Source organism: Pseudomonas sp. B22(2017) (genome assembly GCF_002113105.1).
Lineage (GTDB): Bacteria > Pseudomonadota > Gammaproteobacteria > Pseudomonadales > Pseudomonadaceae > Aquipseudomonas > Aquipseudomonas asiatica.
On sequence record NZ_NEJN01000003.1, the window covers coordinates 208,176 to 234,066 of the forward strand.

The following is a 25,891-nucleotide window of genomic DNA, read 5'->3' on the forward strand; positions in this document are numbered from 1 at the left end:
ATTATACTCATGCACGGCGCGCCGCTCAATGCAAAATAAGGGCCTTCGGTCAGCCTTGTGGCAGTTTTACCTGTACCACGGCCACCGGCTGGTCGAGCCAGTCGGCGAAGCTGTCGAGAAAGGCCTGGGTGAACCCGGCCTCGCCCCAGTTGTTGAAGATGAACCCCAGGTTGGAAAAGGCACATGGCTGCAGGTAAATGAAGCCATTGATGTCATCTTCGAAGCCGCACAACGGGCAGGTGAAGTTGTCGCTAACTGCCGGCATCCATTCTTCCAGGCTTTCGAACAGCGGCTCACCCACCTCGCGCCGGCACTCGGGGCAACCGGCCTCTTCGAGGAAACCTTCGGTAGGGGTATAGATGCAGCGCTTGAGCATCACCTCCAGGCCGTTGACCTGTTCGCCGAAGGGCAGTTTTTCCGGATGCAGGGCCACTTTGCGGGCACCTTCGGCCAGGGCATGGCCCATGCGGTTGCCGGTGCGGCCACAGGTGGTCAGCTGTTCCTCGACGACTTTCTCGCGCACCAGCCAGCGCAGGATGGCGCGGGCACGGGCTTCGTGCACCGGGACGGTAGAAAGCTTGGGAACGATGATGCTCTGGGTGTTCATGAACGGGGCAAGCCTGAAAAACTGCGGTGATAGCGCAATTCTACCGCCTGCTCAGGCGCTCAGGTAGCGACCGATCAGCGCCAGGCCGCTGGCCAGCACCAGCCAGGTGACCAGGCGCACGAAGGCTTCGCGAGACAGCCGATGGGTAAGCCTGCGCCCTGCCCAGAGGCCGACGAGCATGACCGGCAACAGGCAGGCGGCGAGCAACAGCAGGCTCTGGTCGGCATAGACGCCTGCGATAAGGAACAGCGTCAGCCGCACCACCGTACTGCAACTGATCAGCGCGCTCTGGGTAGCGCGCACCTGCTCCTTCACCTCCAGCCGCGCGCTCAGGTACAGCGCATAAAGGAAGCCGCCGCTGCCGAACAAGGCGCCGAACAGCCCGCCTGCCGTGCCCATCGGCATTGCCCAGAAACCCGACAGACTGGCCGGCCGTACCTTCACCGCCAGCCCGTACAGGGCATACGCCGTGACGAACAGCCCCATCAGCAGCAGCAACAAGTCTGACTTCAGCTGTAGCAGGAATACCACACCCAGCGCGCAGCCAATGGCCATGAACGGCAGCAGCCGCAGCAGTTCGCCGCGCACGACATCGCGGCGCGAGGGCAGCAGGTTGCCGAAGGCGGCGACGAAGTCCAGTAGCACCAGCAGCGGAATGATCCGCGACAGCGGCATGAAGTGGATCAGCACTGGGCCGGCCACCAGCGCGGTGCCGAAACCGGCGATGCCGAAGACGATGTAGGCAGCGCCGACACCAAGCAGGATAGGCAGCCAGTCGAGGCCGGAAAACGACAGTTGGGCGAGCATGGCAGCAGTTCCTGGGAAGACAGGCAAAGGTTAGCCAGCCATGAGCCATGCCGACTAATATGCCTTTGTCGCCTCACTCATCTCGAAAAGGCATGACATGACGTCAATCCGCCAACTGCGTTACTTCGTGGAAATCGCCGAATGCGGCAGCTTCAGCGCTGCCGCCGAGCGGCTGTACATCGCCCAGTCGGCGCTGAGCCGGCAGATCAAGGAACTGGAGCAGCAACTGGGCACGCCGCTGTTCGAACGCACCGCGCGCCTGCCGCGCCTGACACTGGCTGGCCAGGCCTTCCTGGAACGGGCGCGGCGCTTGCTGGCCGACCTGGCGCAGGCCGAGCGTTTAACCCGCGACATTGGCGAAGGGCTGCAGGGCAGTCTGCGCCTGAACCACTCCAGTACAGTGCCGCTGACCGGCCCGCTGCTGGCTCGCCTGGGCGGTTACTTGCGCGACAACCCAGGTGTTTCGCTGGAAATTGCCCAGCAGTCGTCGGAGGCGCAGTTGGAGGATATCGCTGCCGGGCGGTTGGATATCGGCCTGCTGCGCTTGCCTGTACTGCGCCAGTATGAAGGGGTGGTGCTGCATGAACTGTTCAGCGAACCCCTGCTGCTGGCGGTCGCCGCCGGGCATCTCTTGGCCCGCGCGCCCCAGGTGAGACTGGAACAACTGCGGGAAGAGCGCTTCATTTCGATTCCGCACCGGGACCGTGGCGGGCTGAGCTACCTGTCGGCCTCGATGTGCATGGAGGCAGGCTTTTTCCCGCGCGCAGCGCAGGTGCTGTCGCGCAAGACCACCCAGTTGCAGTTGATTCAGGCGGGGTTTGGGGTGGCGTTGTTGCCGGAATGCATGCGTGAGATTGCGCCAGCCTCAGTCAGCTTCGTGGCACTGGAAGGAGGGTGTGAGAGTACTGTGGCGATGGCTTGCAGGCGTGACGCAGGTTCGATGGTACGCCAGTTCGTGACGGCGATGCAGGCCTGAAAGGCCCCATCGCCGGCAAGCCGGCTCCCACAGGGACAGCATGAGGCCCAAGCCAGCGCGATACCTGTGGGAGCCGGCTTGCCGGCGATAGGGCCAGGACAGACAACCGGGGCCGATGTCCTTTATGATGCCCGCCATGATCAGAGACCCTTTCGAACGACTCGGCCTGGACCGCGAGGTCCTTACCGTCAGCCAACTCAACGGCCGCGCCCGCGTGCTGCTGGAAGACGTGTTCCGCAGCGTGTGGGTGGAAGGCGAGATTTCCAACCTCGCCCGCCCGGCGTCCGGCCACATGTACTTCACCCTCAAGGACAGCGGCGCACAGGTGCGCTGCGCGCTGTTCCGGCAGAACGCCACGCGGGTGCGCCAGGCCCTGCGCGACGGCCTGGCGGTGCGGGTACGCGGCAAGGTTTCGTTGTTTGAAGGGCGTGGCGACTATCAGCTGATTCTCGACACCGTCGAGCCGGCCGGCGATGGCGCCCTGCGCCTGGCCTTCGAGGCATTGAAAGAGAAGCTCGGTGCCGAGGGGCTGTTCAGCGCCGAACGCAAGCAGCCGCTGCCGGCCCACCCGCAGCGCATCGGCATCATTACGTCGCCCACCGGCGCAGTGATCCGCGACATCATCAGTGTGTTCGGTCGCCGCGCCCCGCAAGTGGAACTGAACCTGATCCCCACCGCAGTGCAGGGCCGCGAAGCCATTGCACAGATCGTGCGCGCGATCCGCCTGGCCGATAGCCTGGGGTTCGATGCGCTGATCCTGGCCCGGGGCGGCGGCTCGCTTGAAGACTTGTGGTGCTTCAACGAAGAAGCGGTGGCGCGGGCCGTGGCCGCCTGTGTCACGCCGATTGTCAGCGCCGTAGGCCATGAGACCGATGTCTCGATCAGCGACTTCGTCGCCGACGTGCGCGCGCCTACACCGTCTGCCGCCGCCGAGCTGCTGGCCCCCGACAACAGTGGCCTGCTGCAACGCCTGGATGGCCTGCAACGGCGCCTGCTGCTGCGCATGCAGAACCGCCTGACCCACGACCGCCTGCGCCTGGAGTCGCTGACCCGGCGTCTGCGCCACCCGGGCGAGCGCCTGCGCCAGCAGGCCCAGCGCCTGGACGACCTGGACATGCGCTTGCGCCGCGCGTTCATGCTCAACCTCAACCAGCGCCACGAGCGCCTGGCACGCCTGGATACCCGCCTCGCCGCGCAGCACCCGGGGCGTACCCTGAAACTGCTGGGCCAACGCCTGGACAGCCTGGCCGAGCGCCTGCCACGGGCCATGCGCGAGGTGCTCAAGGACCGCCGCCAGCGCTTCCAGGCCCAGTTGCAGACGCTGCAGGTGGTCAGCCCGCTGGCCACCCTCGCCCGCGGCTACAGCATCCTGCTGGACGAACAGGGCCAGGCCATCCGCAGCGCCGAACAGACCCGCAATGGCCAGCGTCTGACCGCCCGCCTGAACGAAGGCGAGCTGTTGGTGCGGGTCGAAGACAACCACCTGACCCCGGTCACCCTCTCACTTCTGGACTGACACATGCCCCGCCTGCTCGCGCCCCTGCTTGCCCTTTCCCTCCTGCTGCTGGCCGGCGGCGCCCAGGCCAGCTACATCACCCGCACGCTGAACAAGCCGGTACCCGGCGGCGTGGCGGTGGTCGACCTCGGCCCCGCCGCCAGCGCGCCCAGTGCCCGCTTCGACGGCAAACCGGTGCTGGTGGTGAAAGAGCAGGACAACTGGCTGGCCATCGTCGGCATCCCGCTGACCCAGAAGCCCGGCACCGCGATGCTGAGCCAGGGCGGCCGTACCCTGCCCTTCACGGTCGGTAGCAAGAAATACCCCGAGCAGCGCATCACCCTGAAGAACACCCGCCAGGTCAACCCGAACCCGGCCGACCTCAAGCGCATCGATCGTGAGCTGGCCGAGCAGATCAAGGCATACCGCAGCTTCAGCCCGACCCTGCCCAGCAACCTGATTCTCGACAAGCCAGTCAGTGGCCCGCTGTCGAGCAAGTTCGGCGTGCGCCGTTTCTTCAATGGCGAAGAACGCAACCCGCATGCCGGGCTGGACTTCGCGGTACCGGCCGGCACGCCGATCAAGACCCCGGCCAATGGCAAGGTGATCCTGGTGGGCGATTACTTCTTCAATGGCCGTACGGTGTTCGTCGACCACGGGCAGGGCTTTATCAGCATGTTCTGCCATATGTCGAAGATCGATGTGCAGGTGGGGCAGCAGCTGCGCCGGGGCGAGGTGGTGGGGCGCGTGGGCTCGACCGGGCGGGCTACCGGGCCACATATGCACTGGAACGTCAGCCTGAACGATGCGCGGGTGGATCCGGCGATTTTCATTGGTGCGTTCCAGCCCTGAGAGCGGTACTGCCTGTGCCGGCCTCTTCGCGGGTAAACCCGCTCCCACAGGGATGGCGCTGCACCTGTGGGAGCGGGTTCACCCGCGAAAGGGCCAGCACAGTCGACATCAGTTCAACTGTGTTGCGCCATCGAAAAATACTGCGCAACAATCAATAAGCCAGCTTTGCTTTCATGCCATAAAATCTCGCCTTTTAGCTTTTTTTAAGCATTCCTCTCAATTTTTTCTGAACGCTTGCCATCACCCACCCCACTGGTTAGGGTTGAAGGCATGAAAACCTTCAGCACCCTCATCCTGCTCCGACAACATCGCAGCCTCTGCCTGGTCAGCGCCCGACTACCAGGCTGAATCGCGTCGCCTCGCCTTTTATCTCGTTATCGCTCGGCAGGCCCGATCTCGGCCGCACACAAAAGGATTGCTTCCATGACCATGCTCAAAGACCCTTCGAAGAAATACCGCGCTTTCCCGACCATCGACCTGCCTGACCGTACCTGGCCGTCGAAGACCATCACCGCCGCGCCAATCTGGTGCAGCTCCGACCTGCGTGATGGCAACCAGTCGCTGATCGAGCCGATGGATTCGGAGAAGAAACTGCGCTTCTGGAAGACCCTGGTGCAGGTTGGCGTGAAGGAAATCGAAGCCTCGTTCCCATCCGCCTCGCAGACCGATTTCGACTTCGTGCGCATGCTGATCGAAGACGGCCACATCCCGGACGACACCACCATCCAGGTGCTCACCCAGGCCCGTGAAGACCTCATCGCCCGTACCTTCGAATCGCTGCGCGGGGCGAAGAAGGCCATCGTCCATCTGTACAACGCCACCAGCCCGTCGTTCCGCCGTATTGTCTTCAACCAGGACAAGCAAGGCGTGAAGGACATCGCGGTGAACGCGGCCAAGCTGTTCGTCAAGTATGCCGCCCAGCAGCCGGAAACCCAGTGGACCTTCCAGTACTCGCCGGAAACCTTCAGCGCCACCGAGATGGAGTTCGCCAAGGAAGTCTGCGACGCGGTCATCGAGGTGTGGAACCCGACCCCCGAGCACAAGATCATCCTCAACCTGCCGGCCACCGTGGAGGTGTCCACCCCGAACATCTACGCCGACCAGATCGAATGGTTCTGCCGTAATGTCAGCCGTCGCGACAGCGTGATCATCAGCCTGCACTGCCACAACGACCGTGGCACCGGCATTGCCGCCACCGAGCTGGGCCTGATGGCCGGCGCCGATCGTGCCGAAGGCTGCCTGTTCGGCAACGGCGAGCGTACCGGTAACGTCGACCTGGTGACCCTGGCGCTGAACCTCTACACCCAGGGCATCGACCCGCTGCTGGACTTCTCCGACATCGACGGCGTGCGCAAGGTGGTCGAAGAGTGCAACCAGCTGCCGGTACACCCACGCCACCCGTACGTGGGCGACCTGGTCCACACCGCGTTCTCCGGCTCGCACCAGGACGCCATCCGCAAGGGCTTCGCCAAGCAGCAGGAAGGCGAACTGTGGGAAGTACCTTACTTGCCGATCGACCCGGCCGACATCGGTCGCAGCTACGAGGCGGTAATCCGCGTCAACAGCCAGTCGGGCAAAGGCGGCATCACCTACCTGCTTGAGCAGGAATACGGCATCAGCCTGCCGCGCCGCATGCAGATCGAATTCAGCCAGGTAGTACAGGGCGAAACCGACCGCCTGGGCCTGGAAATGACCGCCCAGCAGATCTACAGCCTGCTGCACAAGGAATACCTGCAGGCCAACTCCCCGTATGCGCTGGTCAGCCACCGTCTGCAGGAAGAGAATGGCCACAGCGCCGTGGAAGTGGAAGTCGCCGGTGAAGGCGAAACCACCCTGCACTGGCGCGGCAAGGGCAACGGCGCACTGGAAGCACTGGTGGCCGGCCTGCCGATTGCCGTGGAGATCATGGACTACAACGAGCATGCCATTGGCGCCGGCACCAATGCCAAGGCCGCGGCCTATATCGAACTGCGCGTGGCCGGTGGCCGCCCGGTGCATGGTGTGGGTATCGATGAAAACATCACCACGGCCAGCTTCAAGGCATTGTTCAGCGCGCTGAACCGCTCGTTGAGCCAGCAGGAAGCCAAGGCGGCCTGAGCCGTACCGCAATGAATGAAAAAGCCCGCATCGTTTGATGCGGGCTTTTTTGCTGGCCTGTGCCGGCCTCTTCGCAGCACAAGGCTGCTCCTACATGGGGCAGCGCAAGGTCCGGATGCTATGCAGTTCCTTGTAGGAGCAGCCTTGTGCTGCGAAGAGGCCGGCACAGGCACTGCAAGAATTTCAGGCAAAAAAAGGGGCGCCGACCAAGCGCCCCACAAGCCGTAAAGCACACAACAAATTCAGTTGGCGTCCAGCAGCGCCATCGCCTCCGCGCTGCACGCTTCGATCCGCGCCCAGTCGCCGTTCTTGATCCAGCTGCTGTCGAGCATCCAGGTACCACCCACGCACATCACATTGGGCAGCGCCATGTAGTTGCGCACGTTGGCCGGGTTCACACCGCCCGTAGGGCAGAAACGAATATCGCCGAACGGGCCGCCAAAGGCCTTGATCGCCGCTACCCCGCCGCTGATCTCCGCCGGGAACAGCTTGAAGCGGCGGTAGCCCAGGGCGTAGCCCATCATGATTTCGGACGGCGTGCTGATGCCTGGCAGCAGCGGGATCTCGCTGTCCACACCAGCTTCGAGAATGTCTTGGGTAATGCCTGGCGTAACGACGAATTGCGCACCCGCAGCTTCAACCGCGGCGAACATGCCACGATCGAGCACGGTGCCGGCACCGACACAAAGCTCCGGGCGCTGCTCGCGCAACACCTGGATGGCCTTCAGGCCGTATTGCGAGCGCAAGGTCACTTCCAGGGTACGGATACCGCCGGCGGCCAGGGCGTCAGCCAGCGGCAGGATGTCTTCCTCACGGGCGATGGTGATCACCGGCAGGATGCGCGCCTCTTTGCAAATGGCGTCGATCCGTGCGGCTTTGTCGGCCATCGAGAGCTTGGGCTGTGGGCGTTCGAGGGTGGTCATGACTGTGGATCCTTGGCTCATGGGCACCAGTAGATGTCCAGGGGGGCGTGAAGAAAAGCGCGTATCGGCATTTCGGAAAGGTCGGTGCCAGCCAGCGCGGCGCGCAGGGTAGCGAGTTTGCCCTGCCCTTGTACGGACAGCGCGGTAAAGGCGGAACTGGCCAGCAGCGAGCGGGTCATCGAAAGGCGCTGGCGCGGCACGCTCGGTGCCAGCAAAGGCAGGCAGCGGCGTGGGTTGGCCAGCTCGAGGCCTGCTTCCAGGTTGGGGCTGGCGGGGAACAGCGAAGCTGTATGGCCATCATCCCCCATGCCCAGCACCAGTACGTCAATTGGCGGCAGCTCGGCCAAGGCCTGATCGGCCTTGCCTGCAGCGGCATCAAGGTTCTCCGCCTGCTGGTAAAGACCAACGAAGCGGGCCTTGGCCGCCGCGCCCTTGAACAGGTGGCGCGCCAGCAGGCCGGCGTTGCTGTCGGCATGCTCCACCGGCACCCAGCGCTCATCGGCCAGGCTGACGGTGACCTTGGCCCAGTCGAGGTTTTCGCTGGCCAGCTTCTCGAGGAACGGCACCGGGCTGCGGCCGCCGGATAGCACCACGCAGGCCTGGCCCTTGGCGGCAATGGCTGCGCGCAAGCGCTCGGCCACGTCATGGGCCTGGGCTGCGGCCAGAGCCTTGGCATCCGCCAGCTCATGTACCGTCACAGTCGCTGGCAGTTTCAGTTCAGATATCCCCATACCACGCCCTCCCATCGCGTGTGATCAGTGCAATCGAGCTCATCGGCCCCCAGGAGCCTGCGGCGTACGGCTTGGGCGCATCGCCTGCGTTACGCCAGCCAGCAATCAGCTGGTCGCACCACTTCCAGGCATACTCGATTTCATCCTTGCGCACGAACAGGTTCTGGTTACCGCGCATCACTTCGAGCAACAGCCGCTCGTAGGCATCCGGGATCCTTGCACTGCGCCAGGTATCGGAGAAATTCAGCTGCAACGGGCCGCTGCGCAGTTGCATGCCTTTGTCCAGGCCCTGCTCCTTGGTCATCACCCGTAAAGAAATGCCTTCGTCCGGTTGCAGGCGGATGATCAGCTTGTTACCGATCTGCAAACGCTGTTCCGGAGCGAAGATGTAGTGCGGCGTTTCCTTGAAGTGGATGACGATCTGCGACAGTTTCTGCGGCATGCGCTTGCCGGTACGCAGGTAGAACGGCACCCCCGACCAGCGCCAGTTGCGGATATCGGCACGCAGGGCGACGAAGGTTTCGGTGTCGCTCTGGGCGTTGGCGTTGTCTTCTTCCAGGTAACCGGGCACCGGCTTGCCATCGCTGTAGCCGGCGATGTACTGGCCGCGCACCACACGGGTGCTCAGCCCTTCACCGGTGATCGGTGCCAGGGCCTTGAGTACCTTGACCTTCTCGTCACGGATGGCGTCGGCCGACAGTTCGCTGGGCGGGTCCATGGCGATCAGGCACAGCAGCTGCAGCAGGTGGTTCTGGATCATGTCGCGCAGCTGGCCGGCCTTGTCGAAGTAGCCCCAGCGGCCTTCGATACCGACCTTCTCGGCGACGGTGATCTCCACATGGGAGATGGAATTCTGGTTCCACTGGGTTTCGAACAGGCTGTTGGCGAAACGCAGGGCGATCAGGTTCTGCACCGTTTCCTTGCCCAAGTAGTGGTCGATGCGGTAGACCCGGCTCTCTGGGAAGAACTGAGCCACAGCATCATTGACCCGGCGCGACGACTCCAGGTCGTGGCCAATGGGCTTCTCCAGCACCACTCGGGTGCGTGCGGCCAGCCCGGCCTTGTCGAGGTTTTCGCAGATGGCCCCGTACACCGCCGCAGCGGTGGCGAAGTAGGCAATCAGCGGCAGCTCGCCCGGCAACTGCTCGGCCAGGGCCTGATAGCCCTCGGGCTGGAGGAAATCCAGGTGCTGGTAGCTCAGCCTGGCGAGGAAACGGCCCAGCGCGGCGGGCTCGATATCGGCCTCGGGCACATGCCGGCGCAGGTGCGCCTCGATGCTGTCCAGGTGGCCCTGCGCGCTACCGGCCTCGCGGGCCAGCGCCAGCAGGCGGGTTTCCGGGTGCAGCAGGTTGGCCCGGTCGAGCTGATAGAGGGCAGGAAACAGCTTGCGCAATGCCAGGTCGCCTAGGGCGCCAAACAGGGCAAAGGTGCAAGGTTCGACACTGATCGCAGCCATGATGTTGGTTCTTTCCTAAAGTTGGTCTAGGAATACCGCTTTCACATACGGTTTTCAAGGGATAATGTAGTAAAAACCACAACATTACACACAAGTGTTACAGACAAGTGGTACGTCAACCGCGCCGACAGTACGATAGACGACCGTGCAAAAAGCCTGCTGCTCCAACAGCCGGCTGTCTTCCCGACCCAAGGACACACCCATGGACCGCGTGCGAAACCTCCTGGAACAGATCCAGGGCCGCCTCGACGAGCTGAACAAGGCCGAACGCAAAGTCGCCGAAGTCATCCTGCTCAATCCGCAACAAGCCACCCGTTTCAGCATCGCTGCGCTGGCCCAGGCGGCCAAGGTCAGCGAACCGACCGTCAACCGCTTCTGCCGCTCGTTCGGCGTCAGCGGCTACCCCGAGCTCAAGCTGCAGCTGGCGCAGAGCCTGGCCAGCGGCGCCGCCTACGTCAGCCGCGCGGTGGAGGCTGACGATGACCCGGCAGCCTACACCCAGAAGATCTTCGCCAGTGCCATCGCCTCGCTCGACAGCGCCTGCCAGCAGCTCGACCCGCAACAGGTCAGCCGTGCCGTGGACATGATGATCCAGGCCCGGCAGATCCACTTCTTCGGCCTGGGCGCCTCGGCCCCGGTGGCGCTGGACGCCCAGCACAAGTTCTTCCGCTTCAACCTGGCAGTATCGGCCCACGCCGACGTGCTGATGCAGCGCATGCTGGCCTCGGTGGCGCACACCGGCGACCTGTTCGTCATCATCTCCTACACCGGGCGCACCCGCGAACTGGTCGAGGTGGCCCGCCTGGCCCGGGAAAACGGCGCCTCGGTACTGGGCCTGACCGCTGCCGGTTCGCCACTGGCCAATGCCTGCAGCCTGAGCCTGCACATTCCGCTGCCCGAAGACACCGACATCTACATGCCGATGACCTCGCGGATCATCCAGCTGACCGTGCTCGATGTGCTGGCCACCGGCATGACCCTGCGGCGCGGCGTGGACTTCCAGCCGCACCTGCGCAAGATCAAGGAAAGCCTCAACGCCAGCCGCTACCCGATCGAGGACGACGAGCTCAACTGAGCCGGTGGGCCTGCAGGCGCAGGTGGGCACGCTGCCCCGGCGCCAGGCTCAGGCCCTCGCCACTGCCGCTGGCGGCCTCGACACAGACGAAGCGCTGGCATTCACGCCCGGTCACGCCCATCAGCGGGCGGTTGCCCGGGTGCCACACCACCGTGTCGTCGCTGTCACCGGTATCGATGCACAGCTCGCGCTGCCAGGCCGGGTCCTGCAATTGCACCCGCGGCGTGCCGGGGTAGACCTTCTGGCAACCGCCCTTGAGCTTCAGCGCGCCATCTTCACGGCAGGCCTGGCGGTTCAGGCGGTCGTAGCCTTCGATATCCTCCAACCCGGACAGCGCTATCTCGGACACGTCACTGATGCGCCAGTAGGCCAGCAGGGCATGGCTCAGCTGACAGGGTTCGCTGTCCTGGTGCTCGGTGCTCAGGCTCAGCTCCATGCGGCTACCCAGCCGGGCATGCAGGTCGACCTGCCAGTCGCACAGGTCCAGCCGCCATTTCAGGGTTACGCCCTCCTCGTCCTCGCGGCTGTCCACCAGCTTCCAGTCGAGCAGGCGCGCCCAGCCATGGGCGGGCCACAAGTCCTCGCTGGGGTGGCGTCCATACCATGGCCAGCACACCGGCACGCCACCGCGGATCGCCCCCACCTGCGGCCACTGCTCGGCGCACCACAGCCAGGGCCGTTCACCCGCTGGTTGAAAATGCAGCAGTTGCGCACCCTGGCGGCTGAACACCGCCTGGCAACGGGGATGGTCGATGATCAGCACATCGCGCTGCTGGTAACGCTCCCACTCGAATGTCGGCCGGGGCCGCTGCGAGGTGAAGAAGCGATGGAGCGGATGTTCGGGCATGGTTCAGAGCTCTTGTTGTTTGAGATAGCGCTGTCTCGGCCTATCCCCGACAACCACTGAAGACCAGTGGTTGCCGGGTACCGAAGTGGATTGGCGTAAATTTACAACAATTGCTCTCAGAATGACGACTGAATCTTCAAACCTGCGACCAGCGCGTTATCCACCTCATCCACGCCGCCGGGGCTCTTGATGTACTGCAGGTTGGGCCGCACGGTCAGCCAGTTGGTGACGTGGAAGCCGTAGTAGAGCTCGGCGTTGTACTCGGTACGCTGCAGCGGCACGAAGCCTGGGTTGTCGTAATCGCTGATGCCGCTCTGGGCGTTGAGCAGTTCCGCGCGCTTCTTCACGTCGTCATTCACATGAATGCGCGCCACGCCAAAGCCGATATCGTCCTTGGGCCGGGCGTCGAATGCGCCTTTGTAGACCAAGCCCAGTTGCTGATAGTTGTCGACGACGTTGGTGGCCTTGTCGTGCACGGTGAAGTTGGCGAACAGGCTCAGGCCACGGTTTACATCGCCGCCATGGGCAGTGACCTGCTGCTGTGCCACCACCCACCAGCCATGCTTGCTGGAGTGCGACTTGAAGGCCTCGCCCGTCAGCGCCTGCGGGTTGCCGTTGACGTCATCGAACACATCGTCGGCCTTGGCCGTGCTGTAGTAGTAACCCAGACGGTACTCGCCCGGCAGGCCATTGACCTTGGGTGACCACACCGCTTCCACCGGCAGGATCGCGCCTTTGGTGCCGCTGCCACTGAGCTTGAAGCCGTTGCCGGTTTCCAGGTTGGAAGGGTTCTGCTCGAAGGCACCGACCTGAACGAAGAATTCCGGAGTGATGTTGTATTTCACCCGCAGCGCCCACTGGCTGACCGGCCAGTTGTACCAGATGCCGCCAACCCAGTTGCCCACCTGCGAGCCGCAGAAGGCCAGGTTCTGGAAGTCGCAAGGGAAACTGTTGAAGTCCTCGCCCTCGCCGAAGCGGCCGAATTTCACGTCCAGCGCACCGTCGAAGTACTTCTGCTTGACCCACATCTGGGTCAGGCGCCAAGTCTGGCCGCGGCCCCACACTTCCTGCACCGAGCTGAACTGCCCGGCGCGCGGGTCGCTGATGCGGTCGTTGGACAGGTTGCGGCCGCTGCGCTCGGTGATCGCCAGCTTGAACTCGGCGTCGTGCCAGCCAAAGATTTTCTGCAGGTCCAGGTGCGCGCCGAGGGCGAACTGGTCGCTGTAGCGCGCAGTCTTGTCGTCGTTGTATCCACCGTGCAGGTTACCGGCAACCTCGCCGACGTAATCGAGGGTGAAGTCATAGCCCTTTTCCAGCAACTCGGTGCGGGTGCCGCCCCAGTCGCCGGTCATCCACTTCGATTCGCTGGAAAAAGCTTCGGCAGCCTGAACGCTGCTGCCAACAGCCATCGCCAGTGGCGCGAGCAAGGCCAGCGAGCCCAATGTCCTGATGCGTTTGCGCTGTTCCATCCCTTTGCGTCCTCTTTTTCTTATTTGATGGTGTAGACGAGTTATCGGCCCTTGAAGTGCGCCACGTTGTCTTTCATGGTTGCAGCAGTGGTGGCCAGGTGCAGGCGCTCGCCGCTGGCGGCGTCGAACAGCAGCACCCGGGCTGGGTCGAATTGCAGGTTCAGGTTATCGCCGACCCGGCACGCCACATCCGGCGCCAGGCGGCAGCAGACCTTGGTCTGGTTGAGGGTGACGAATACCAGCAGGTCTGGCCCGGTGGGCTCGGTCACCTGCACCTCGGCGCGAATGCCGGGCAGGCCATTGCCCTCGGCTGCGCCCAGGGCAATCTGCTCGGGGCGGATGCCGAGGATCACCTCGCGGCCATCCATCTCGTCCGCGGCCATTCCCAAGGGCAGCTCGCAACGCGCCTGGCCGCTGTCGAGCACGGCCAGCAGGCGCCCGTCCTGTTGCGTGAGGCGCACCGGGATGAAATTCATCGGCGGCGAGCCGATGAAGCTGGCGACGAACTGGTTGGCCGGATCGTTGTAGATTTGCTGCGGGGTGCCGAACTGCTGGATGATGCCGTCCTTCATCACCGCCACCTTGTCGCCCAGGGTCATGGCCTCGATCTGGTCATGGGTGACGTACACGGTGGTGGTCTTCAGGCGCTGGTGCATCAGTTTCATTTCGGTGCGCATCTCGACGCGCAACTTGGCATCGAGGTTGGACAACGGTTCATCGAACAGGTAGATCTTCGGCCGCCGTGCCAGCGCCCGGCCCATGGCCACGCGCTGTTGCTGGCCACCGGACAGCTGCGCCGGCTTGCGCGCCAGCAGGTGCTCGATCTGCAACAGCTTGGCCACCCGCGCCACTTCCTCGTCGATTGCAGCTTGCGGCAGCTTGCGGATCTTCAGGCCGAACTCGATGTTCTCGCGCACGCTCATGGTCGGGTACAGCGCGTAGGACTGAAACACCATGGCGATGTCGCGGTCCTTGGGGCTCATGCCGCTGACGTCCTGCTGGTCGATGAGTATCGCGCCGCCGGTGATCTGCTCCAGCCCGGCGATGCAGTTCATCAAGGTCGACTTGCCGCAGCCCGAGGGGCCGACCAGGATCAGGAACTCGCCATCCTTGATCGACAGCTGGATGTCCTTGAGGGTGTCCGGCAAACCGCTGCCGTAGGTCTTGTTCACATTGCGAAGTTCGAGCGTTGCCATGACTTACCCCTTTACCGCGCCAGCAGTCAGCCCGCGGACGAAATATTTGCCTGCCACCACGTAGACCAGCAGGGTTGGCAGGCCGGCGATCATCGCCGCCGCCATGTCGACGTTGTATTCCTTGGCCCCGGTGCTGGTATTGACCAGGTTGTTCAGGGCCACGGTAATCGGTTGCGAATCGCCGCTGGAGAACACCACGCCGAACAGGAAGTCGTTCCAGATCTGGGTGAACTGCCAGATCAGGCAGACCATGATGATCGGCGTGGACATCGGCAAGATGATGCGGCGGAAGATGGTGAAGAACCCGGCACCGTCCAGACGCGCGGCCTTGACCAGCGCATCGGGGATGCTCACGTAGAAGTTGCGGAAGAACAGCGTGGTGAAGGCCAGGCCGTAGACCACGTGTACCAGCACCAGGCCGGTCGTGGTGCTTGCCAGGCCGAGCTTGCCAAGGGTGAACGAGGCCGGCAGCAGTACAGTCTGGAACGGCAGGAAGCAGCCGAACAGCAGCAGGCCGAAGAACAGCTGCGAACCGCGGAAGCGCCACATCGACAGCACATAGCCGTTCAGCGCGCCGATGGCGGTGGAGATCAGCACCGCTGGCACGGTGATCATGATCGAATTCCAGAAGTAACCGCTGACCGTGCTCCAGGCCTTGATCCAACCGATGCCGGTAAATACTGCCGGCCAGCTCAGCAGGTTGCCGGTGCTGATGTCTTCCGGGGTCTTGAAGCTGGTCAGCAGCATCACCACCAGCGGTACCAGGTACAGCAGCACCGCCAGCAACAGCACGGCGTGGATGGCGATGCGGCTCGGGCTCAGCACCGCTTTGTCGAGAGGGCTATGCATGGCGTTTGCTCCGCAGCTCCGAGTACAGGTAAGGCACGAGGATCGCCAGGATCGCCCCGAGCATCAGGATGGCGCTGGCCGAGCCCATGCCCATCTGGCCGCGGCTGAAGGTGAACGAATACATGAACATTGCCGGCAGGTCGGACGAGTAGCCTGGGCCGCCGGCAGTCATGGCCGCCACCAGGTCGAAGCTCTTGATGGCAATGTGCGCGAGGATCATCAGCGAGCTGAAGAACACCGGGCGCAGACTGGGCAGTACCACGCGCCAGTAGATGCGCGGCAGGCTGGCGCCGTCGATCTGCGCGGCACGGATGATCGACGGGTCGACGCCACGCAGGCCGGCAAGGAACATTGCCATGATGAAACCCGAGGCCTGCCACACGGCGGCGATCACCAGGCAGTACACCACCCGGTCGGGATCAATCAGCCAGTCCAGGCGAAAGCCCTCCCAGCCCCAGTCACGCAGCAGCTTGTCCAGGCCCATGCCGGGGTTGAGCAGCCACTTCCAGGCAGTACCGGTGACGATCATCGACAGCGCCATGGGGTACAGGTAGATGGTGCGGATGAAACCTTCGCGACGGATGCGCTGGTCCAGCAAGACCGCCAGCACTACGCCGATGACCAGGCTGATGGCGATGAACAGGCCGCCGAACAGCAGCAGGTTCTTGCTTGCCACCCACCAGCGGTCGTTGTCGAACAGCCGGGCGTATTGCGCCAGGCCGGCCCATTTGTAGGTCGGCAGGAAGGTCGAGGTGGTGAAGGACAGAACGAAGGTCCAGAGGATGTAGCCGTAGAAGCCCACCAGGATGATGAACATGCTAGGCGCCAGCACCAGCTTGGGCAGCCAGCGCTGTAGCGCGTCCAGGGGTGAGGCCCGCAGTTGGGCGGTTGCTGTGGTCATGGTTCACCTCAAAGGCGCCGCACTCCCCTGTAGGAGCGGCCTTGTGTCGCGATGGGCTGCGCAGCAGCCCCAAAGGACTCAAGGTCGATTACCTACCTTAAAGATCGAGTGCGCAGGTTATGGGGCTGCTGCGCAGCCCATCGCGACACAAGGCCGCTCCTACAACGGAATCGCGTCAGCTTTACTGGGCAGCCTTGATCGCCGCCGCCAGCTTCTTCGCCGCATCGGCCGGGTCGGCCTTGGGGTCGTTGATGTAGTTGGTCACCACATCGAAGAACGCACCCTGCACGGCCAGCGTGGTGGCCATGTTGTGCGCCATGCTCGGCTGCAGGCCGCCATTTTTGGCATCGGCCAGGAAGTCCTTGGCAGAGGTCTGCGCGCAGGCGTCGAAACCATACTTGCCCATGTCGGCCAGCATGTCGTTGCGCACCGGGATCGAGCCCTTGTTGCTGCTGAAGACCTTCTGGAAGTCCTCACCCAGCACCTTGCGGGCGATATCCTGCTGGCCGGCAGACGTGCCGGCGTCGTTCTGCTTGAACACCACCAGCGAGTCGATGTTGTACAGGAAGGCCTTTTCGGTGCCGGGGAACGGCACGCACTGGTAGTCCTTGGCGGCGGTTTTCTTCGCCAGGGTCCATTCGCTCTTGGCCCAGTCGCCCATGATCTGCATGCCGGCCTTGCCGTTGATGACCTTGGCCGCTTCCAGGTTCCAGTCCTGGCCTTTGCCATCCGGGTCCATGTAGGTGGCGACCTTTTTCAGTTCGGTCAGCGCCTTGACCATCTGCGGGCCAGTCAAGGCCGTGCTGTCGAGGTCGACCAGGGCCTTCTTGTAGCCATCGGCCCCCATGACCGCCAGCACCACGCTTTCGAACACGGTGCTGTCCTGCCACGGCTGGCCGCCATGGGCGAGCGGGATGAAGCCGGCGGCCTTGAGCTTGTCGGCGGCGGCGTAGAATTCGTCGAGGGTGGCTGGCGCCTTGTCGATCCCGGCCTTCTTGAAGACCTCAGGATTGATCCACAGCCAGTTGATGCGGTGGATGTTCACCGGCACGGCGACATAGTCACCGTCGTACTTGACGGTATCCGCGACCTTCTTGTCGAGCAGTGAGTCCCACTTTTCTTCTTTGGCCACATCCTTGAGCACATCGGCGTCGAGCAGGCCGGTGGCAGCCCAGTCCTGGATGTCCGGGCCCTTGATCTGCGCGACACCCGGCGGGTTGCCGGCCACGGCGCGGCTCTTGAGTACGGTCATGGCGGTGGCACCACCACCACCGGCGACGGCGCCGTCCTTCCAGGTGAAGCCATCTTTTTCGACCTGGGCCTTGAGCACATCGACCGCCGCTTTTTCACCACCGGAGGTCCACCAGTGCACGACCTCGACACTGCCTTTGGCATCGGCAGCCAAGGCACTCAGCGGGAACAAGGAGGCCAGTGAGATTGCGGCAGCGAGACGGAGCGTGGAATTCATCGAAGCACCTTTCTTGTTGTTATGCCGTGCAAGTCGATCGCTTGCGTTGCATGAAGTCTAAACAGCGTGCTCGCCTCGCCAGGTAACGAAGCGATGCGTGAATGTCATCGTTTGGTTACATTGCCGGCAAAGCTGCAGGCCAGGCTGGGTGCCAGTGGCAAGCCCGGCAGCAGGAGCGCCTGGTAGGCATGGTAGAGGTCGGGTTTGCCTGGCCAGATGGTCGCGGCCGGCTGGTTGTGCGCATCGAGTTCGTGGTGCCAGCTGCCAGCGCCATGGTCGATGAAATGGTTGGCGATGAAGTCCCAGCAACGGCGGTACCACTGTTCGTAGTGCCTGTCGCCCGTGCGCTGCAACAGTGCTGCTGCGGCGGCGCAGGCTTCGGCATGTACCCAGTGCAGGCGTGCGCGCACCACCGGGCGATCGTCCCAGTCCAGGGTGTAGACGAAACCGGGCGCGCCATCGACGTTCCAGGCCTGCTGGCAGGCTGTGTCGAATAATGCGCGGGCGCAGTCTGGCAGCCACCGCGGGGCTTGCAGGCCGGACCGTTCCAGGCTGGCCTCCAGGTGCAGCAGCAACCGCGCCCACTCCAGGGCATGCCCGGGCGTGGAGCCATAAGGCCGGAAGTGGTCTGCCGGGTACGCCTGGTTGTAGTGCGGCAGCGGCTGCCAGAGGGCGTCGAAATGCTCGATGACCCGGTAGCCGTTGGCGGCGGCATGGGTATGGATGATGCGTTCGGCGATGCGCAAGGCACGTTGCAGCCACAGGTTGTCGCCAGTTACGTCTGCCAGGGCCAGGAAGGCCTCGACCGCATGCATGTTGCTGTTGGCACCACGGTACTGCTCGGGCAGCTGCCAGGCGCGGGAGAAGGCTTCCCGCAGGGCCCCCTCCTCTTCGCTCCAGAAATGCGCTTCGAGCACCTGCACCGCGTCTGCCAGCAGGACTGGTGCACCACTAGCGCCTGCCATCACCGCCGAGCTGGCGGCCAGGGCGACAAAGGCATGCAGGTAAGCCGCCTTGCCGCTGTCGTCATGGCCACCGGGGTGGGCGAACCAGCCGCCGTAGGTGGCATCCTGCAGCGCGCCACGCAGTGCGGCCACGCCATGTTCGGCATAGGCCAGGTAGCCCGGCACCCCCTGCAGGTGGGCCAGGGCAAAGCAGTGGGTCATGCGGGTGGTGATCAGGGTTTCGGCGCGGGCACTGGGGGCAAGCAGGCCTGCGGCGTCGAGGCTACCGAAGCCATCGGGCAGTTTCGAAGCCGTGGCGAAGGCCAGCAGGCGCTGCCCTTCGGCCATGCGCCACGCGGTGTGCGCCGGGGCGTCGAGCCAGCGGGTGAAAGGCAGGTTGGAGGTGTTCATGGGCCAGCTTGATCCTTGCCAGTCGTCTGCGAATTCTAGTGAGCGGGCCTGGATGGGAATGTCACCAAGGAAGGTGGATTTGTCACCAGTCAGTGACATTTGTGTTGTCTGTACCGGCCTCTTCGCGGGTAAACCCGCTCCCACAAGTTTTTGCATTAACCTCGGAGTCTGTATGGACCTGTGAGGTCTTTGTGGGAGCGGGTTTACCCGCGAAGGGGCCGGTACAGGCAATACAACCCTTCAGTCCATGCCCCGCGGCAGATACAAGGTCACCCGCAACCCGCCCTCACGCAGGTTCAGCAAGCTCACCTCCCCGCCATGGCTATGGGCAATGTTGCGCGCAATCCCCAACCCCAGCCCGTACCCCTGTTGCTGCCCGGCCAGACGGAAGTGCGGCTCGAACACCTGCTCCAGCTGCTGCTGCGGCACCCCCGGCCCCTGGTCATCCACCTGCAGGACAAACCCCTCGGCATTGTCGATGATGCGCAACCGTGCCCGCTCGCCGTACTTGATGGCGTTGTCGATCAGGTTGCCGATGCAGCGCCGCAACGCCAGCGGCTTGCCCGGGTACGGCGCCAGCGCCCGGCCTTCGAGCGTGATGCGGCCATCGCCCAAGTAAGGCTCGGCCAGGATTTCCAGCACCTGGTTGAGGTCGACCGGCTCGATGTTCTCGTGGATGTCGGTGTCCTTCACGCACTGCAACGCGCCTTTGACCAGCAGCTCCAGCTCGTCCAGGTCCTGGCTGAACTTGGCCTGCAGGCGCTCGTCCTCCAGCAGCTCGACGCGCAGGCGCAAGCGGGTGATCGGCGTGCGCAGGTCGTGGGAAATGGCACTGAACAGCTGGCTGCGCTCGGTCAGGTAGCGGCTGATGCGTTCGCGCATGCTGTTGAACGCACGCCCCACCTCGACCACCTCGCTGCCACCACCTTCGGCCACCGGCGCCACATCGGCGCCCAGCGACATTTCCCGCGCAGCCCGCGCCAGGCGCTTGAGCGGCCAGCTTTGCCAGTGCACCAGCAAGCCGATGAACAACAGCAGCAAGGCCGTGGTCAGCACGATGAAGCCGATCTGCTGACGCGGCAGGCGCTCGGCCTCCAGGCTGGTGTAGGGCTCGGGCAGCAGCGAGGCGATGTACAGCCACTCACCCTCGCCCAGGCGGATCTGGGTGACCAGCACCGGCGGGTTGAGTGGCTCCAGGGTCAGCGAGTAATGCGCCCAGGACCGTGGCAGTTCGTCGAGCTTCAGCCCGCTGTTGAAGATACGCAGGTCGTCCGGCCCGACGAACTCCACGGAAATTTCCATCTGCGAACCCAGGCGCTCATGCAGCACTTGCTGGAACACATCGATCACCGCCTGCTTGCGTGGGGTAACGGGCAGTAGCGGCATGTCCAGCGGCTTGGCGTTGAGGGACACGAAAAAGCGCGTACCGCCCATGCTGCGCAGCTGGTCGAGGACCATCGGCCGGTAGGCCACCGGCAACGAGCGGAAGTAGCTGACACTGGCACTCATCGAATGAGCCAGGCTGCTGGCGCTGGCACGCAGGCCCTGCAACTGGCTGGCGCGCAATTGGGCAACCCAGATGATGCTCGACAACCCCTGGGCCAGCAGCACTACGAGCAGAGTCAGCAGCAGCATGCGCCCCAGTAGCGAACGCGGCAGCAGACGCCAGCGCCGCTCAGGGCGCATTGCAGACATGGGCAGCCAACAGGTAACCGCTGCCGCGTACGGTGCGGATCAGCCGGGGTGGTTTGTCGGTATCGCGCAGGCGCTGGCGCAGGCGGCTGACCGCCATATCGACGATGCGGTCCAGCGGCATCGGCTCGCGACCACGGGTGGCGTTGCCGATGGTGTCGCGGTCGAGGATCTGCTGTGGGTGGTCGAGGAACAGCTTGAGCAGGGCGAAGTCGGCGCCGGAGAGAATCACTTCCTCACCGTCGCGATGGAACAGGCGGTGGCTGACCGTGTCCAGGCGCCAGTCGTCGAAGGCCAGCACCGCACTGCCCGGCGCCGCCTGGCCGAACTCGGCGCGGCGCAGCAGGGCCTTGATCCGCGCTTGCAGTTCGCGGGGGCTGAATGGCTTGCCCAGGTAGTCGTCGGCGCCCAGCTCCAGGCCGATGACCCGGTCGGTTTCGTCGGAGCTGGCGGTGAGCATGATGATCGGTACCCGTGCCTGTCGCGGGTGCTGGCGTACCCAGCGGCACAAGCTGAAGCCGTCTTCGTCGGGCAGCATGACATCGAGGATGACCAGGTCGCAGGGGGTGGTTTCCAGCGCGCGGCGAAAGCCCTTGCCGTCGGCTTCGGCATGCACCTGGAAGCCGGAGCGGCTCAGGTAGGTTTGCAGCAGTTCGCGGATTTCCTGGTCGTCGTCGACCATCAGGATTGATTTGCCGGCAGTGCTCAAGGTGGTCCGTCCTTTTGTTAGTTACAGGTCTTTGTTGCCTGTTTTTATTGGGGCCGCTTTGCAACCCCAGTCAGTGAACCTGCGCCTGTTGCAAAGCCACCCCGGCCCCCAGCAACCCGGAAAAATCCGCCGTCACCAGCCAAACCGGCACGCCAGCGAAATAGCCACTCATGCAGCCCTTGTCGGAAAAACTCGCGGCAAACCCGCTGCGCAGGAACAGCTCGGCAAAGCGCGGGATCACGCCGCCGACAATATAAACCCCACCCCGTGCGCCCAGCGTCAGAACATTGTTACCAGCGACTCGGCCGAGGAACCGGCAGAACTGCTCGATCACCGCCAGCGCCCGCGGCTCGCCGCCGAGCGCGGCATCGGTGATCTGTGCCGGGGTCTTGTGTCGGGGTGTGTCGCCGTCCAGCGCGCAAATTGCCTGGTACAGGCGCAGCAGGCCACCGCCACTGAGCACGGTCTCGGCGCTGACATGGCCGATCTGCCCGTGAATCTGTTGGTGAATCGCCGCTTCGCGGGCATTGCCCACCGGCAGGTCGACGTGCCCGCCCTCTCCCGGCAAGGCATGCCAGTGCTGTTCGCCCAGGCGCAATAGCGCGCCAACGCCCAGCCCGGTACCCGGGCCAATGACCAATGCCGGCCGCGACAGGTCCGCCTGGCCTGGGCATACTTCGCGGAATTCGCCGGGACGCAGGCGGGTCATGCCCAGCGCCATGGCGGTAAAATCGTTGATCAGCAGCAGCCGCTCGACCTGCAATGTCTGGCAGAAGGCCACGCGGCTGAGGCGCCAGTGGTTGTTGGTGAAGCGGAACTCATCGCCATCGACCGGCCCGGCCACCGCCAGGCAGGCAGCAGTCACGCCGCCGCGGGGAATGCCCAAGCCTTCAAGGTAAGCCTCGATGGCCTGTTCCGGGCTGGTGTAGTCCTCGGTGGCAAAGACCTTCACTTCATGCAGCTGGTTGTCACGCCACAACGCAAAACGGGCATTGGTGCCGCCGATGTCGCCAACCAGCAGGTCCTTCATTTGAGGTTCTCCAGGGCCGAGGTGAACGCACTAGCGCCCTGCTCTGCCGGGCTGAACGCCATGCGCATGAAGCCGAACAGCTCGCGCCCGCAGCCCAGGTCGTTGCCCTGTGGCGCTGGCGGCAGATCGCGGCTGGCCAATTCTTCAGCCGACACCATTACCCGCAGCGTGCCTTCGACACCATCGACCCGCACAATATCACCATCGCGCACCCGTGCCAGCGGGCCGCCGTCATAAGCCTCGGGGCAAACGTGAATGGCCGCCGGGATCTTGCCCGAGGCACCGGACATGCGACCGTCGGTGACCAGCGCCACCTTGAAGCCACGGTCCTGCAGCACACCGAGGAACGGTGTGAGCTTGTGCAGCTCCGGCATGCCGTTGCAGCGCGGGCCCTGGAAGCGCACCACGGCGACGAAGTCACGCTCCAACTCGCCGGCCTTGAACGCATCGGCCAGCGACTGCTGGTCGTGGAACACCCGCGCCGGGGCCTCGACCACCTGGTGCTCGGGGGCAACAGCGGACACCTTCATCACGCCGCGGCCGAGGTTGCCCTCCATCACCCGCAGGCCGCCTTCGGCCGAGAACGGCCGCGCCACCGGGCGCAGGATGCTTTCGTCCAGGCTGTGCTGCGGCCCTTCGCGCCACACCAGCTTGCCGTTGTCGAGGAACGGCTCCTGGGTGTAGCGGCGCAGGCCATGGCCGGCCACGGTGTTGACATCTTCGTGCAGCAGCCCGGCATCGAGCAGCTCGCGGATCAGGAAGGCCATGCCGCCAGCGGCCTGGAAGTGGTTGATGTCGGCCTTGCCGTTGGGGTAGACGTGGGACAGGGTCGGCACCACCTCGGACAGGTCGGCCATGTCCTGCCAGGTCAGCTGGATACCCGCAGCCTGGGCAATCGCCGGGATGTGCAGGGTATGGTTGGTCGAGCCGCCGGTGGCATGCAGGGCGACGATGGAGTTGACCAACGCCTTCTCGTCGACGATTTCACCCAGCGGCATGAAGCTGCCGCTGGCCTTGGTCATGCGCGTGACCTGCTGCGCGGCCTCGGCGGTGAGCGCGTCGCGCAGCGGTGTGTACGGGTTGACGAACGAGGCGCCCGGCAGGTGCAGGCCCATCACCTCCATCACCAACTGGTTGGTATTGGCAGTGCCGTAGAAGGTGCAGGTGCCAGGACTGTGGTAGGACTTCATCTCCGACTCCAGCAGCTCTTCGCGGCTGGCCTTGCCTTCGGCGTAGCGCTGGCGCACATCGGCCTTCTGCTTGTTGGAAATGCCGGAGACCATCGGCCCGCCCGGAACGAAGATGGTCGGCAGGTGGCCGAAGCGCAGCGCCCCCATCATCAGGCCGGGAACGATCTTGTCGCAGATGCCCAGCATCAGCGCGGCGTCGAACATGTTGTGCGACAGGGCCACGGCAGTGGACATGGCGATCACTTCACGGCTGGCGATGGCCAGCTCCATGCCCGGCTCGCCCTGAGTCACGCCATCGCACATGGCTGGCACGCCACCGGCGAACTGGCCGACCGAGCCGACTTCACGCAAGGCCTGCTTGATCTGCTCGGGGAAGTGCTGATACGGCTGGTGCGCCGAAAGCATGTCGTTGTAGGCCGAGACAATGGCCACGTTGGCCGCGTTCATCAGGCGCAGGGTCTGCTTGTCGTCGCTGCCGCAACCGGCCACGCCATGGGCGAAGTTGGCGCACTGCAGGCTGGCACGCATGGGGCCGTCACTGGCCGCGCCGCGAATCAGTTGCAGGTAGCGTTCGCGGGTGGCACGGCTACGTTCGACCAGCCGCTGGGTGACCTCAAGGATGCGCGGATGCATGTACTGGACTCCAGGCTAATTGTAAGGGCGGTTTGCCGGGCATTTCCCCTCCAAACGATTGCGGCCTAGGCTCAAGGTAGAGGAGGCCGCTGCATCGGTGGAGGCACGTCGCCCAACCACTCGTTGTATGTTTAAACAAAATACTGCCACTAAAAAGGCTTGTTTTCTATCGACAGGTGAATAATCTTGTAATTCCAACAACAAAACCGTTTCAGTGAAGCTCCTTTGTGCCACAGCTTTCACTCGGACTGCCAGAGGTACTGCCATGACCCTACGCATCGCCATCAATGGATTCGGCCGCATCGGGCGCAACGTCCTGCGCGCACTGTATACCCAAGGCTACCGCCAGGACCTGCAGGTCGTCGCCATCAACGACCTGGGCGACAGCGCCATGAATGCCCACCTGCTCAAGTACGACAGCGTGCACGGTACTTTCGACGCCAGCGTCGAGGCCGACCACGAAAGCCTCACGGTCAATGGTGACCGTATCGCGGTCAGTGCCATCCGCAACCCGGCCGAACTGCCCTGGAAGGCCGAGGCGATCGACGTGGTGTTCGAATGCACCGGGCTGTTCACCGAGCGTGCCAAGGCCGCCGCCCACCTGGCTGCGGGGGCTGGCAAGGTGATTGTCTCGGCACCGGCCAAAGGCGCCGATGCCACCGTGGTGTACGGGGTCAACCATGACATCCTGCGGGCCTCGCACCAGATCATCTCCAATGCCTCCTGCACTACCAACTGCCTGGCACCGATTGCCCAGGTGCTGCACCGCGAGTTCGGCATCGAACAGGGCCTGATGACCACCATCCATGCCTATACCAACGATCAGGTGCTGACCGATGTGTACCACGGCGACCCGTATCGTGCGCGTTCGGCAACCCAGTCGATGATCCCGAGCAAGACCGGCGCTGCCGAGGCCGTGGGCCTGGTATTACCGGAGCTGGCCGGCAAGCTGACCGGCATGGCGGTACGGGTGCCGGTGATCAACGTGTCGCTGGTGGACCTCACGGTAAATCTCAAGCGCGAGGCCACGGCCGAACAGGTCAACCAGCTGTTCCTCGAGGCCAGCAAGCATTCCAGGGTATTGGGCTACAACGCCTTGCCGCTGGTTTCCTGCGATTTCAACCACAACCCGCTGTCGTCGATCTTCGATGCCAACCATACCCGGGCCAACGGGCGCATGCTCAAGGTGCTGGCCTGGTATGACAACGAGTGGGGGTTCTCCAACCGCATGCTGGATAACTGCCTGGCGTTGTGCCGCGCCGGCTGAGCATGACATGGCATTTTTACCGCCTGTGAGATCGAGCGCCGCCCGCGCGGCGCTTCGCAGCACAAGGCTGCTCCTACATCTGTTTCGGGCCAATTATTCCTGAGGCCAAGGCGCGCGGCCCCTTGGCTTTCACCTCGATATCGTGACGGACAAACAAGGCGGTCGCGTGCGTTGGCACAGGCGTGACTGGCCTGAAACAGATGTAGGAGCAGCCTTGTGCTGCGAAGCGCCGCGCGGGCGGCGCTCGATCTCACAGGCGCTGATAA

At 64.0% G+C, this 25,891-nt stretch carries 22 protein-coding genes; 6 read left to right on the forward strand and 16 right to left on the reverse strand.

Annotated elements, in window-relative coordinates; translation table 11 throughout:
- Positions 1-49: 49 nt before the first annotated feature.
- Positions 50-607, reverse strand: a complete 558-nt coding sequence (locus tag CAG18_RS08540; protein ID WP_003257977.1) for a hypothetical protein — start codon at positions 605-607, stop codon at positions 50-52.
- 51 nt (positions 608-658) lie between these two features.
- The gene (locus CAG18_RS08545; protein WP_013971137.1) at positions 659-1,414 is read right to left on the reverse strand and encodes a sulfite exporter TauE/SafE family protein; all 756 of its coding nucleotides are present in this window, start codon (positions 1,412-1,414) and stop codon (positions 659-661) included.
- Between the two features lie 97 nt (positions 1,415-1,511).
- On the opposite strand from CAG18_RS08545, the gene CAG18_RS08550 reads away from it, so the two are divergent.
- The 4 genes from CAG18_RS08550 to leuA all read left to right on the forward strand — a co-directional run bounded on the left by CAG18_RS08550 (position 1,512) and on the right by leuA (position 6,834).
- Complete coding sequence (locus tag CAG18_RS08550) at positions 1,512-2,390, forward strand: LysR family transcriptional regulator (protein ID WP_085720746.1); 879 nt, start codon at positions 1,512-1,514, stop codon at positions 2,388-2,390.
- Positions 2,391-2,526: 136 nt separating this feature from the next.
- The gene (gene xseA / locus CAG18_RS08555; protein WP_085720855.1) at positions 2,527-3,906 is read left to right on the forward strand and encodes an exodeoxyribonuclease VII large subunit; all 1,380 of its coding nucleotides are present in this window, start codon (positions 2,527-2,529) and stop codon (positions 3,904-3,906) included.
- Between the two features lie 3 nt (positions 3,907-3,909).
- On the forward strand, positions 3,910-4,737 hold the full coding sequence (locus CAG18_RS08560) for a M23 family metallopeptidase (RefSeq protein ID WP_015269103.1): 828 nt from the start codon (positions 3,910-3,912) through the stop codon (positions 4,735-4,737).
- A gap of 423 nt (positions 4,738-5,160) precedes the next feature.
- Positions 5,161-6,834 (forward strand): 2-isopropylmalate synthase, encoded by a 1,674-nt coding sequence (leuA, locus tag CAG18_RS08565; RefSeq protein ID WP_013971133.1) that lies wholly within the window; start codon positions 5,161-5,163, stop codon positions 6,832-6,834.
- Between the two features lie 242 nt (positions 6,835-7,076).
- Here leuA and CAG18_RS08570 read toward each other — a convergent pair whose 3' ends face one another.
- The 3 genes from CAG18_RS08570 to zwf are packed head-to-tail and all read right to left on the reverse strand — an operon-like array spanning position 7,077 to position 9,944.
- A complete protein-coding gene (locus CAG18_RS08570; protein WP_015269102.1) occupies positions 7,077-7,757 on the reverse strand; it encodes a bifunctional 4-hydroxy-2-oxoglutarate aldolase/2-dehydro-3-deoxy-phosphogluconate aldolase in 681 nt (226 codons plus the stop codon).
- Positions 7,758-7,774: 17 nt separating this feature from the next.
- Positions 7,775-8,488 (reverse strand): 6-phosphogluconolactonase, encoded by a 714-nt coding sequence (gene pgl / locus CAG18_RS08575; RefSeq protein ID WP_085720747.1) that lies wholly within the window; start codon positions 8,486-8,488, stop codon positions 7,775-7,777.
- Entirely contained in the window at positions 8,475-9,944 is a 1,470-nt protein-coding gene (zwf, locus tag CAG18_RS08580; RefSeq protein ID WP_085720748.1) for a glucose-6-phosphate dehydrogenase, read from the reverse strand. The genes pgl and zwf overlap by 14 nt, the downstream gene beginning before the upstream one ends.
- A gap of 211 nt (positions 9,945-10,155) precedes the next feature.
- Between zwf and hexR the strand changes: the two genes are divergently transcribed.
- Positions 10,156-11,019: a DNA-binding transcriptional regulator HexR gene (gene hexR, locus CAG18_RS08585; RefSeq protein WP_169774905.1), complete on the forward strand. Its 864-nt coding sequence runs from the start codon at positions 10,156-10,158 to the stop codon at positions 11,017-11,019.
- Here hexR and CAG18_RS08590 read toward each other — a convergent pair.
- The 11 genes from CAG18_RS08590 to edd form a co-directional block, all read right to left on the reverse strand.
- Positions 11,012-11,866, reverse strand: a complete 855-nt coding sequence (locus CAG18_RS08590) for a D-hexose-6-phosphate mutarotase (protein WP_013971129.1) — start codon at positions 11,864-11,866, stop codon at positions 11,012-11,014. The two genes, hexR and CAG18_RS08590, sit on opposite strands and share 8 nt — an antisense overlap.
- A gap of 116 nt (positions 11,867-11,982) precedes the next feature.
- Positions 11,983-13,275, reverse strand: coding sequence for a carbohydrate porin (locus CAG18_RS08595; protein ID WP_230397116.1), 1,293 nt, complete (start codon positions 13,273-13,275; stop codon positions 11,983-11,985).
- A gap of 101 nt (positions 13,276-13,376) precedes the next feature.
- On the reverse strand, positions 13,377-14,531 hold the full coding sequence (locus CAG18_RS08600) for an ABC transporter ATP-binding protein (protein WP_013971127.1): 1,155 nt from the start codon (positions 14,529-14,531) through the stop codon (positions 13,377-13,379).
- Positions 14,532-14,534: 3 nt separating this feature from the next.
- Entirely contained in the window at positions 14,535-15,380 is an 846-nt protein-coding gene (locus tag CAG18_RS08605) for a carbohydrate ABC transporter permease (RefSeq protein WP_085720749.1), read from the reverse strand.
- The gene (locus CAG18_RS08610; RefSeq protein WP_013971125.1) at positions 15,373-16,281 is read right to left on the reverse strand and encodes a carbohydrate ABC transporter permease; all 909 of its coding nucleotides are present in this window, start codon (positions 16,279-16,281) and stop codon (positions 15,373-15,375) included. The genes CAG18_RS08605 and CAG18_RS08610 overlap by 8 nt, the downstream gene beginning before the upstream one ends.
- A 181-nt stretch (positions 16,282-16,462) precedes the next feature.
- Positions 16,463-17,749 carry an ABC transporter substrate-binding protein gene (locus CAG18_RS08615; protein WP_085720750.1) on the reverse strand — a complete coding sequence of 429 codons (1,287 nt, stop codon included), beginning with the start codon at positions 17,747-17,749 and terminating at the stop codon, positions 16,463-16,465.
- Between the two features lie 104 nt (positions 17,750-17,853).
- The gene (locus CAG18_RS08620; RefSeq protein WP_085720751.1) at positions 17,854-19,104 is read right to left on the reverse strand and encodes an AGE family epimerase/isomerase; all 1,251 of its coding nucleotides are present in this window, start codon (positions 19,102-19,104) and stop codon (positions 17,854-17,856) included.
- Positions 19,105-19,344: 240 nt separating this feature from the next.
- Positions 19,345-20,799: an ATP-binding protein gene (locus CAG18_RS08625; RefSeq protein ID WP_043935373.1), complete on the reverse strand. Its 1,455-nt coding sequence runs from the start codon at positions 20,797-20,799 to the stop codon at positions 19,345-19,347.
- Complete coding sequence (gene gltR / locus CAG18_RS08630) at positions 20,780-21,505, reverse strand: two-component system response regulator GltR (RefSeq protein WP_003257963.1); 726 nt, start codon at positions 21,503-21,505, stop codon at positions 20,780-20,782. Before gltR ends, CAG18_RS08625 begins: the two co-directional genes overlap by 20 nt.
- A gap of 70 nt (positions 21,506-21,575) precedes the next feature.
- Positions 21,576-22,535 (reverse strand): glucokinase, encoded by a 960-nt coding sequence (locus CAG18_RS08635; RefSeq protein ID WP_085720752.1) that lies wholly within the window; start codon positions 22,533-22,535, stop codon positions 21,576-21,578.
- Positions 22,532-24,358 (reverse strand): phosphogluconate dehydratase, encoded by a 1,827-nt coding sequence (edd, locus tag CAG18_RS08640; RefSeq protein ID WP_013971120.1) that lies wholly within the window; start codon positions 24,356-24,358, stop codon positions 22,532-22,534. Before edd ends, CAG18_RS08635 begins: the two co-directional genes overlap by 4 nt.
- A gap of 265 nt (positions 24,359-24,623) precedes the next feature.
- Here edd and gap point away from each other — a divergent pair, with 265 nt between their 5' ends.
- Positions 24,624-25,625, forward strand: coding sequence for a type I glyceraldehyde-3-phosphate dehydrogenase (gene gap / locus CAG18_RS08645; RefSeq protein ID WP_003257961.1), 1,002 nt, complete (start codon positions 24,624-24,626; stop codon positions 25,623-25,625).
- The last annotated feature ends 266 nt before the right edge of the window (positions 25,626-25,891 follow it).